This is a genomic window from Streptomyces sp. CB01881, from assembly GCF_002953255.1.
GTDB lineage: Bacteria > Actinomycetota > Actinomycetes > Streptomycetales > Streptomycetaceae > Kitasatospora.
In genome coordinates, this window is record NZ_CP026498.1 from 6,285,304 (window position 1) to 6,296,948 (window position 11,645).

Genomic DNA, 11,645 nt, shown 5'->3' on the forward strand with positions numbered 1-11,645 from the left:
GTCGGCAGGGCGCCCGGTCAGACGCCCAGTTCGTTGTCGAGGATGTCGAACAGGTCCTCGGCGGAGGCTGCTTCGAGTGCGGCCTCCGCGGCGGGCTCCGTCCCGTTCTCCTCGGCCCCCGGACCGTCGGCCCAACGGGCGCTCAGCGCCCGCAGGCGGGCGGCGATCCGGGAGTGCTCGGCGCCGTCGGGGGTGGCGGCGCCGAGCACGGCTTCCAGGCGGGCCAGCTCGTCCTCCAGGCTGGGCGCGCCGGCCGTCCCGACCAGTTCGCCACGGAGGTAAGCGGCGACGGCGGCCGAGGTCGGCTGGTCGTAGATCAGCGTGGACGGGAGCCGCACCCCGCAGGCCGACCCGAGGCGGTTGCGGAGTTCGACCGCGGCCAGCGAGTCGAAGCCCAGCTCGGAGAAGCCGCGTTCGGCGTCGACCGCCTCCGGGCCCGCGTGGCCGAGGACCGCGGCGACGTGCGTCCGGACCAGGGTGAGCAGCAGCGCGAGCTGCTCCTCCCCGTCGAGGGCCGACAGCCGCTGGACGAGGCCCTCCGCGCCGCCCTGCCGGCCGCTCCCGGCCGCCCGGCGGTCGCGCCGCACCGGCACCCGGACCAGTTCGCGCAGCAGGTGCGGAACGCCCTCCGCCGCGGCCCGCGCCCGGATCGGGGTGCTGTCGAGGCGGACCGGGAGCAGCACGGCGTCGTCGGAGCGCAGGGCCGCGTCGAAGAGCGCGAGGCCCTCCGCCACCGGGAGCGCGGTGACCCCCGAGCGCGACATCCGCGCCCGGTCGGTCTCGCCCAGGCCCTCGCCCATGCCGTCGCCCGACTCCCACAGGCCCCAGGCCAGCGAGACCGCGGGGCGGCCGGCCGCCCTGCGGTGCTGCGCCAGGGCGTCCAGGTAGGCGTTGGCCGCGGCGTAGTTGGCCTGGCCGGCGCTGCCGACGGTGCCGGCCAGCGAGGAGAAGAGGACGAACGTGCGGACCGGGTGACCGGCCGTCAGCTCGTCCAGGAGGGCGGCGGCGTCGAGCTTGGGCCGCAGCACCGCGTCGTAGCGCTCCGGCGTCAGGGACGCGAAGGTGCCGTCGTCCAGGACGCCCGCCGTGTGCAGGACCCCGGACAGCGGGTGCGCGTCGGGGACGGCGTCCAGCACCTCGGCCAGGGCCGCCCGGTCGGTGACGTCGCAGGCCCGGACGGTGACGCTCTTGGCGCCCAGCTCCAGCAGTTCGTCACGGAGCGCCGGGACCCCGGCCGCCCGCTCCCCGCGCCGGCTGAGCAGCAGCAGGTGCCGCACGCCGTACCCGGAGACCAGGTGGCGGGCCAGGACGGTGCCCAGGCCGCCGGTGCCACCGGTGATCAGCACCGTCCCGTCGGGGTCGAAGGCCGGCTCGGAGTCACCCGTGGCCGCGTCGGCCGCCGGCGGTTCCGCCCGGACCAGTCGCGGGACCAGCAGCGAGCCGTCGCGGACCGCCACCTCCGGTGCGCCGAGGGCCACGGCCGCGGGCAGCGGCCCGAAGCCGTCCGCCGGGTCGGCGTCGACGATGGTCAGCCGCTCCGGGTACTCCTCCTGGACCGAGCGCAGCAGGCCCCACAGCGGTGCGTGGGCGAGGTCCGGCACGGCGTCCCCGGCGGCGGCGGCGACCGCGCCCCCGGTGAGGACGACCAGGCGGGCGCCGTCGAGCCGGTCGTCGGCGAGGAGCCGGCCGAGCAGCCCGGCGGTGCGACGGACGACGGCCCGCGGCTCGCCGGCAGCGGTGGCCGGGTCGTGCACGACGATCACCTCGGGCGCGGTGGCGCCCTCGTCCAGCGCCCGGATCAGCCCGGCGGCGTCGGCCCAGACCCCGGCACCGGCACCGAGCGCCCCGGCATCGGGCTCGCCGGCGCCGAGGACGGCCCAGCGGACGTCCGGGACGGTGGCGGGGGCGGCGGCCGTCCGCCACGAGATCCGGTACATCGCGCCGGCGGCGTCCCCGGCCGGGGCGAGCTGCTCGGCCGGAACGGCGCGCGCCACCAGGGAGCGCACCGAGACGACCGGCGCACCGGACGGGTCGGCGGCGTCGACGGCGACCACCTCGGGCCCGGAGACCCGCAGCCGGACCCGCAGCGCCGTGGCACCCGCCGAGAACAGCGTCACGCCGTTCCACGAGAACGGGAGCCGCGGGCCCGAGGCCGGATCGTCGTCGTCCACGGCGGCACCCGGCAGCAGCGTGGCGTGCAGGGCCGCGTCGAGCAGGGCCGGGTGCAGGCCGAAGGCCGCACCGTCCGCGTGGGCCTGCTCGGGCAGTTCCACCTCCGCGAAGACGTCGTCTCCGCTGCGCCAGGCCCTGCGCAGGCCCTGGAAGACCGGGCCGTAGCCGTAGCCCTGCCCGGCCAGTTCGTCGTAGGCGTCCGCCACGGGGAGCTCCTCGGCCCCGGCGGGCGGCCAGACCGTCAGGTCCGCGCCCTCCTCGGCCGGCTGGTCGCCGGGCAGCAGGACGCCGCTCGCGTGGACGGTCCACTCGCCGTCCGGGCCGGCGCCCTCGGGCCGCGCGTGCACGCGGACCGGCCGCTGCCCGTCCTCGTCCGGCGCGCCGACGGCCACCTGGACCTGGACCGCGCCCTGTTCGGGCAGGACCAGCGGGGCGGTCAGCGTCAGCTCCTCCAGGCGGCCGGAGCCGACCTGGTCACCGGCCCGGACGGCCAGCTCCACGAACGCGGCGCCCGGCAGCAGGACGGTGCCGGCCACGGCGTGGTCGGCGAGCCAGGGCTGCGCGGCCACGGAGAGCCGGCCGGTGAGCACCACCCCGTCGGAGTCGGGGAGTTCGACGGCGGCACCGAGCAGCGGGTGCGCGGTGGGCCGCAGGCCGAGGGCGGAGGCGTCCACCGCGGCGGGCGCCGCGTCGAGCCAGTAGCGCTCGTGCTGGAAGGCGTACGTCGGCAGGTCGGTGCGGCGGGCGCCGGACCCCTGGAAGAGGCCTTCGCCGTCGAGCCCCCAGCCGCTGACGTAGGCGTCCGCGACGGCGGCGAGGAAGGTGCGGACCTCGTCACGGCCCTTGCGCAGGGCGGGCACGAGCAGGGCGTCGTCGGGCTCGGCCAGGCAGGCCTGGGCCATGCCGGTGAGGACCCCGTCCGGGCCCAGCTCCAGGAAGCGGGTCACGCCCGCCTCTTCGAGGGAGCGGATGCCGTCGGCGAAGCGCACGGCCTGGCGGACGTGGCGCACCCAGTACTCGGGGTCGCGCAGGTCATCGCCGGCGGCGATGCGGCCGGTGACGTTGGAGACGACGGCGACCTTGGGCTCGGCGAAGGACAGGCCCCGGACCACGGCCCGGAACTCCTCCAGCATCGGCTCCATCAGCGGCGAGTGGAACGCGTGCGACACCGTCAGCTGCTTGACGCCGGCGCCCGCCGCCTCCAGCTTCTCCATGACCTTGCGGACCGCCTTCTCGGCGCCCGAAACCACCACCGAGGAAGGCCCGTTGACCGCCGCGATGCCCGCCTCGGCCTCATGGCCCTTCAGCAGCGGCAGCACATCGGCCTCGGACGCCCGGACGGCGACCATCACGCCGCCGGCCGGCAGCGCCTGCATCAGCCGGCCCCGCGCCGCCACCAGCTTGCACGCGTCGGCCAGCGACAGCACCCCGGCCACGTGCGCGGCCGCGATCTCACCGACCGAGTGCCCGGCCAGGAAGTCCGCCCGCACACCGAGCGACTCGACGAGGCGGAACAGTGCCACCTCGACGGCGAACAACGCCGACTGGGTGTAGACCGTGTCGTCCAGCGAAAAGGCCTCGCCCGCGATCACCCCGCGCAGCGAGACACCCAGCTCGGCGTCCAGCAGCGCACACGCCTCGTCCAGCGCGGACGCGAACACCGGGAACACACCGGCGAGTTCACGCCCCATGCCGACGCGCTGCGCGCCCTGGCCGGTGAACAGGAACGCCGTCCGGCCACCACCGGTCCGGCCCCTGACCGCCAGGTCCGAGGGCTTGCCCTCGCCCACCGCGGCCAGGCCCGCCAGCACCTCCGCCCGCGTCGAACCCAGCACCACCGCGCGGTGGGCGTGCGTGGTGCGCGAGGTCAGGGAGGAGTAGCCGAGGTCCAGCAGCCGCGAGGGGTTGGCGGCGACGAACGCCCAGAGCCGCTCGGCCTGGGCCCGCAGCGCCTCCTCGGTACGGCCGGAGACCGCGAGCGGCACCGGTGCACCGTCGGGCCACTGCCCCTCGGTGGCCCCGGCCTCCTCGGCCGGGGCCTCCTCCAGGATCACGTGGGCGTTGGTGCCGCTGATGCCGAACGAGGAGACGCCCGCACGGCGCGGCACGCCGTCCTTCCGCTCCCACGGCCGGGCCTCGGCGAGCAGCTCGACGTCGCCCGCCGTCCAGTCCACGTGCGAGGACGGCGCGTCCACGTGCAGCGTCTTCGGCAGCACCTCGTGGCGCATCGCCTGCACCATCTTGATGATCCCGGCGACGCCGGCGGCGGCCTGGGTGTGGCCCAGGTTCGACTTCACCGAACCCAGCCAGAGCGGGCTGCCCTCGGGGCGGCCCTGGCCGTAGGTGGCGATCAGCGCCTGCGCCTCGATCGGGTCGCCCAGCGTGGTGCCCGTGCCGTGCGCCTCGACGGCGTCCACGTCCGTGGTCGTCAGACCCGCGTCGGCCAGCGCCGCCCGGATCACCCGCTGCTGCGACGGGCCGTTCGGCGCCGTCAGGCCGTTGCTCGCACCGTCCTGGTTCACCGCCGAGCCCCGCACCACCGCGAGGACGGGGTGGCCGTTGCGCCGGGCGGCGGAGAGCCGCTCCACCAGGAGCACGCCGACGCCCTCGCCCCAGCCGGTGCCGTCGGCCGCCTCGGCGAACGGCTTGCACCGGCCGTTCGCGGCGAGGCCGCGCTGGCGCGTGAAGTCGATGAACGTGTCCGGGGTCGCCATCACGGTGACACCGCCCGCCAGCGCGAGGTCGCACTCGCCCCGGCGCAGCGCCTGGATCGCCCAGTGCAGGGCGACCAGCGAGGAGGAGCAGGCGGTGTCGACGGAGACCGCCGGGCCCTCCAGGCCCAGGCTGTAGGAGACCCGGCCGGAGACCACGCTGCCCAGGCTGCCGTTGCCGAGGTAGCCGCTGACGTCCTCGGGGACGGCGCCGAGACGGGTGGCGTAGTCGTGGTACATCACGCCGGCGAAGACGCCGGTCCGGCTGCCCTTGAGCGAGGCCGGGTCGACCCCGGCCCGCTCGATCGCCTCCCAGGACGCCTCCAGCAGCAGCCGCTGCTGCGGGTCGAGGGCCAGCGCCTCACGCGGGCTGATGCCGAAGAACTCGGCGTCGAAGTCGGCCGCGTCGTAGAGGAAGCCGCCCTCGCGGCTGATGGTCCTGCCCGGCTTTCCCGGCTCGGGGTCGTAGATGGCGTCGGTGTCCCAGCCGCGGTTCTCGGGGAATCCGCCGATGCCGTCGCGGCCGGCGGCCAGCAGCTCCCAGAGCTCCTCGGGCGAACGGACGTCGCCGGGGAACCGGCAGCTCATGCCGACGATCGCGATCGGCTCGTCGTCGTTCAGCACCACCGCCGGGGCGGCCTCGGAGCCGGACTCCTCCTCGGTGCCGACGAGTTCGTCCCGCAGGAAACGGGCCAGGACGTCGGAGGCCGGGTAGTCGAAGACCAGGGTGGCGGGCAGCCGCAGGCCGGTCTCCTGGTTGAGCCGGTTGCGCAGGCTGACGGCCGCGAGGGAGTCGAAGCCGAGCTCCTTGAAGGCGCGCTGCGGCTCCACGGCGTCCTTGCCGCCGTGGCCGAGCACGCCCGCGACCTCGGCGCGGACCAGGTCGAGCAGGAAGGCGTCCCGCTCGTCCGCCGCCAGGCGGAGCAGCCGGCCGCGCAGGCCGTCGGACGCGTCGGCTCCGGCGGCGGCCCGGCGGGTGGCCACGGGGACCAGGCCGCGCAGCATCGCCGGGACCGGCTCGGCCGAGCGCCGGACGGCGGCGAAGTCCCAGTGGACCGGAAGCAGCACCGGCTCGTCGGACGACAGCGCCGCGTCGAAGAGCGCCACGCCCTCGTCCTCGCCGAGCGCGAGGACGCCCGCCGCGGCGATGCGGTCGATGTCGGCCTGGGAGAGGTTGCCGCCCATGCCGGTGCCGGTGTCCCAGAGACCCCAGGCCAGCGAGAGGGCCGGCAGGCCCTCCGACCGGCGCGCGCGGGCGAGGGCGTCGAGGTAGGCGTTGGCCGCGGCGTAGTTGCCCTGGCCGGCGCCGTCCAGCGTGCCCGCGATGGAGGAGAACAGGACGAAGGCCTTGAGGTCGAGGTCCCGGGTCAGCTCGTGCAGGTGCCGGGCCGCGTCGGCCTTCGGCCGCAGCACCGCGTCCACCCGCTCCGGGGTGAGCGAGGTGATGGTTCCGTCGTCGACGATGCCGGCGGTGTGGATGACGGCGCTCAGCGGGTGGGCCTCGCCGATGCGGTCGAGGACGGCGGCCAGGGCCTCACGCTCGGCGACGTCGGCGGCTTCCAGCCGGACGGATTCGGCGCCCAGGGTGAGGAGTTCGTCGCGCAGGCCGCTCGCGCCGGGGGCACTGCCGCCGCGGCGGCTGACCAGTACGAGGTGGCGGACGCCGTGTGCGGTGACCAGGTGGCGGGCGATGACGGCGCCGAGGCCGCCGGTGCCGCCGGTGACGAGCACGGTTCCGGTGCCGTCGAACGGCGAGCCGGTACCGGTCTCGGCGCGGACCACGCGCGGAGCGAACACCGCGCCGTCGCACAGCGCGAGTTCGGGCTCGCCGGAGACGACGGCGGCGGGCAGCAGGGAGGTGTCACCGTCGGTCGGCTCGACCAGGACGAACCGACCGGGCTCCTCGGCCTGCGCGGAGCGCACCAGACCGGCCACGGCGCCGCCGGCCGGCGAACCGGCCTGCGTCAGCACGACCAGCTTCGAGGCCTCGAAGCGGTCGTCGGCCAGCCAGGACTGGAGCGTCGCCAGGACACGGTTGACGGCCTCCCGCACGTCACCGTCGCCCACCGGCAGCACCACCACGTCCGCACCCGCCGCGGACCCGAGGTCCGCAACCGGATCCACACCGGACACCCCTGCGCCCAACGCCACCCAACGACCCTCCCGCACCACAGCCGCATCCACCGCGAGCTGCGTCCGGTCCAGCCGGAACAGCGCGTCGTGCGCGGCGGCCGGGGCGGCGGAGAGCTGCTCGGGGGTGACGACGCGCAGGGCGAGGGAGTCGACGGAGGCGACGGGCGCGCCGCTCGGGTCGGCGAGCTCCAGCGAGAGCGCGTCCGTGCCCCGGGCCGTGAGGCGGACCCGCAGCGCGGACGCCCCGGTGGCGTGCAGGCGCACGCCGCTCCAGGCGAAGGGGAGACGCAGCGCGGTGTCCGCCGCCTCGGCGCCCTGGCCCGCGGCGTGCAGGGCCGCGTCGAGCAGCGCGGGGTGCAGGCCGAAGCGGGTGGCCTGCTCCCGCACGTCCTCGGGCAGGGCGACCTCGGCGAAGACGTCGTCGCCGCGCCGCCAGGCGGCCCGCAGCCCCTGGAAGGCGGGCCCGTAGCCGTAGCCCTGCGCGGTCATCCGCTGGTAGGCGTCCGACACGTCGATCTCGACGGCGCCCTTCGGCGGCCAGGCGGTCAGGTCGAAGGACGGCCCGCCCTGGCCCGGCAGCAGCGTGCCGGTGGCGTGGACGGTCCAGGGGCGCTCGCCCGCGGCGCCGTCGGCCGACCGGTCGTCGGGGCGGGCGTGGATGCGGACGGGCCGGCCGCCGCCCTCGCCGGGGGCGCCGACGGACACCTGGAGCTGCACGCCGCCGCGCGGGGGCAGGACCAGCGGCGCGGTCAGGGTCAGTTCGTCCAGCAGGCCGTAGCCGACCTGGTCGCCGGCCCGGATCGCCATCTCGACGAACGCGGTGCCGGGCAGCAGCACCGTGCCGCCCGCGGCGTGGTCGGCGAGCCACGGCTGGGTCTCCAGACCGAGCAGCCCGGTGAGCAGCGCCTCGTCGGCGCCGGCGATGGCGACGGTGGCGCCGAGCAGCGGGTGGTCGGCCGCCGCCAGGCCGAGCGCGGCCGGGTCGCCGGCGTCGGCCACGGACTCGGGCCAGTAGCGCTCGTGCTGGAAGGCGTAGGTCGGCAGGTCCACCCGGCGGGCGCCGCGGCCGGCGTGGAACGCCTGCCAGTCCACCGGGACGCCCAGGGTGTGTGCCCGGCCGAGCGCCCCGGTGAAGTCCTCGACGGGGGCGCCCTGCCCCGGCGGGGCGATCACGGCGGTGGGGACGTCGGCGGTGGCCGCCGCCAGGACGGTGTCGGCCGGCAGGGGGGCCGGGCCGGCGTCGACGAAGAGCGTGTGGCCGTTCTCCACCAGGGTCCGTACCGCCCGGGCGAACTCCTCGTCCGTCCGGGTGAGGTGGAGCTGGACGGCGGCCGAGCCGCCGGCCGCGGCCGGCGGCTCGGCGGTGGCGTCCGCGGCGAGCCGCGCGGCCTCCTCCGGTGCGAGCGCACCGGCCAGCTGGGCGGCGGCGATCGCGCCGCTGCCGTGGCCGACCACGGCGGTGGGGCGCAGGCCGTGCGCGCGCCACAGGGCGGCGAGCGCGACCTGGACGGCGTAGGCGCCGGCCCGCGCGACGTCGGGCCGGTCCGGGGTCGGCGCCGTCTGCGCTCCCGCGACCACCGCGGTGAGGTCCCAGCCGGTGTGGGTGCGCAGCGCGGCGGCCACCGTCCGCAGCCGCTCGGCGAAGAGCGGGGAGGCGGCGGCCAGCGCGCGGGCGACCGGCGCCCAGGCGGCGGGCCCGGCGCCGGGGGCGCCGGCGTGGTCGGGCAGGACGAGGACGGTGCGGGGTTCCCGGCCCGCCACGCCGCGAGTCAGGGCCGCGGACTCCTCGCCGTCGGCGAGGGCGCGCAGGCCGGCGCGCAGGTCCGCGTCGTCGGCGGCGGTCAGCACGGCCCGGTGTTCGAGGGCCGCGCGGGACAGGGCCAGGGAGTGGGCGGTGTCCGGCAGGGCGCGGGCGTCGGCCGTCTCCTCCAGGTGGCGCAGGAGGCGCTCCGCCTGGGCGCGGAGGGCGGGTTCGTCCCGGGCGGAGAGCACGAACGGCAGCGCGGCGGAGCCGTCGGCCGTCCAGGCCCGGGGCTCGTCGGTGCCGGTGTCCCCCGCGTCGCCGCGGGCCGGGGTGTCCTGGACGGCGGCGTCCTCCTCGGCCGGCGCCTCCTCGATGATCACGTGCGCGTTGGTGCCGCTGATGCCGAAGGACGAGATTCCGGCCCGGCGGAGCTCACCGTCCGCCTTCTCCCACGGCCGGGGCTCGGCCAGCAGCTCGACGGCGCCCGCCTCCCACTCCACCTGGGAGGTCGGCGCGTCCACGTGCAGGGTCTTCGGCAGCACGCCGTGGCGCATCGCCTGGACCATCTTGATGATGCCCGCGGCGCCCGCCGCCGCCTGGGTGTGGCCCATGTTGGACTTGATCGAGCCGAGCCAGAGCGGCTGCCCCTGCGGCCGCTCCCGGCCGTAGGTGGCGAGCAGTGCCTGCGCCTCGATCGGGTCGCCGAGGCGGGTGCCGGTGCCGTGCGCCTCCACCACGTCGACCTCGGCCGCGGAGAGCCGGGCGTTGGCGAGCGCGGCGCGGATGACGCGCTGCTGGGAGGGGCCGTTGGGTGCGGTGAGACCGTTGCTGGCGCCGTCCTGGTTGAGGGCGGAGCCGCGCACCACGGCCAGCACCCGGTGCCCGTTGCGGCGCGCGTCGGAGAGGCGCTCCAGGACGAGCATGCCCACGCCCTCCGACCAGCCGGTGCCGTCGGCGGCCTCGGCGAAGGACTTGCAGCGCCCGTCGGGCGCGAGGCCGCGCTGGCGGCTGAACTCGACGAACGTGCGCGGCGTCGACATCACCGTCACACCGCCGGCCAGGGCCAGCGTGGAGGTGCCCTGCCGCAGCGACTGGGCCGCCAGGTGGACCGCCACCAGGGAGGACGAGCATGCGGTGTCGATCGAGATGGCCTGGCCCTCCAGGCCCAGGCTGTACGACACCCGCCCCGACACGACGCTGCTGTCGGTGCCGACGACCAGGAAGCCCTCCGCGCCCTCGGCGACCGTGCCGGGCCGCGCGTGGTAGTCGGCGGCCATGACGCCGACGAACACCGAGGTCTGGCTGCCGCGCAGCGTGTGCACGTCGATCCCGGCGTGCTCGAAGGCCTCCCAGGACGCCTCCAGCACCATCCGCTGCTGCGGGTCCGTGGCGGACGCCTCGTGCGGGCTCATGCTGAAGAACGGCGCGTCGAACAGCGGGGCGTCGTGCAGGAACCCGCCCTCCTTGGCGTACGTCTTGCCCGACCGCGAGGCGTCGGTGTCGAAGACGCCTTCGAGGTCCCAGCCCCGGTCCTCGGGGAACCCGGTGACGGCGTCCCGGCCCTCGGCCACCAGCCGCCACAGGTCGTCCGCGTTCTCGACCCCGCCGGGGAAGCGGCAGCTCATCCCGACGATGGCGATCGGCTCCTGCGCCGCGGCGGTGACCTGGTCGTGCCGCCGGCGCAGCCGCTCGTTCTCCAGCAACGACTTGCGCAGCGCGTCGGCTATCTGCTCGACAGAAGTACTCACAGTCCTATGCCTTCCTCGGTCACTCGGAGTCGCTGCGCCGGGCCGCCTCGGCCAACAGGGCCTCGACGTCCATCGCCATGATCGATTCGCTCTGGTCCGCCTGCGCGGTGTCGTCCTGCTGCTGCGCGGTCCCGCCGGGGGCGGCGAGCGCGAGCAGCGAGTCGAGCAGCCCGGCCTCCCGGACACGGGCGAGCGAGAGGGTGCCGATCGCCTGGCGGAAGGCCTCCTCGTCCGGCTCCGTGCCGGAGCCGGCCGCCACCTCGGGGATGTCCGGGAGCAGTTCGGTGAGCAGGTACTTCGAGAGCGCCACCGGGCTCGGGTAGTCGAAGATCAGCGTCGCGGGCAGTCGCTGCCCGGTGGCCTTGTTGAGCCGGTTGCGCAGTTCGACGGCCGTGAGCGAGTCGAAGCCGACCTCCTGGAAGGAGCGCGCCGGGTCCACCGTGGCGGCGTTGGTGTGGCCCAGGACGGCGGCCACGTGCGCGCAGATCAGGTTCTGGAGCAGGTGGAGCTGTTCGTCCTGCGAGAGGCCGGCGAGCTGGGACTCCAGGCTCTCGTCCGCCGCGGGCGCGGCGGCCGGACCGGCCTTCGCCGCCCGGGGCGCGCGGGGCTCGGCCGTCGGGACCAGGGTGCGCAGCATGGCGGGGACCCCGCCGGTGCGGGCCCGCAGGCCCGCCGGGTCCAGCTTGACGGGCAGCAGCACCGCCTCGTCGGCGCCCACCGAGGCGTCGAACAGGGCGAGGCTCTCCTGCGCCGAGAGGCCCACCACGCCGGAGGAGTTGATCCGCTGGACGTCGGTGCGGCTGAGGTTGCCGCCCATGCCGGTGCCGGTGTCCCAGAGACCCCAGGCCAGCGAGAGGGCCGGCAGGCCGTCCAGCCAGCGATGGCGGGCGAGGGCGTCGAGGTAGGCGTTGGCCGCGGCGTAGTTGCCCTGGCCGGCGCCGTCCAGCGTGCCCGCCACCGACGAGAACAGGACGAACGCGCGCAACGGGAGGTCCCGGGTCAGCTCGTGCAGGTGCCAGGCGGCGTCGGCCTTCGGCCGCAGCACCGCGTCCACCCGCTCCGCGGTCAGCGAGCCGATCGTGCCGTCGTCCACCACACCGGCCGTGTGCACCACCCCGGCCAGCGGACGCTCCTGCG

2 protein-coding genes are annotated in these 11,645 nt (G+C 76.5%); both read right to left on the reverse strand.

Annotation, left to right across the window (positions count from 1 at the left end; genetic code table 11):
* Positions 1-17: 17 nt before the first annotated feature.
* A complete protein-coding gene (locus tag C2142_RS17260; protein ID WP_148643468.1) occupies positions 18-10,508 on the reverse strand; it encodes a type I polyketide synthase in 10,491 nt (3,496 codons plus the stop codon).
* A 19-nt stretch (positions 10,509-10,527) separates the two neighbouring features.
* On the reverse strand, positions 10,528-11,645 hold a 1,118-nt coding region (locus tag C2142_RS39920; protein WP_241002632.1), incomplete at its 5' end, for a beta-ketoacyl reductase.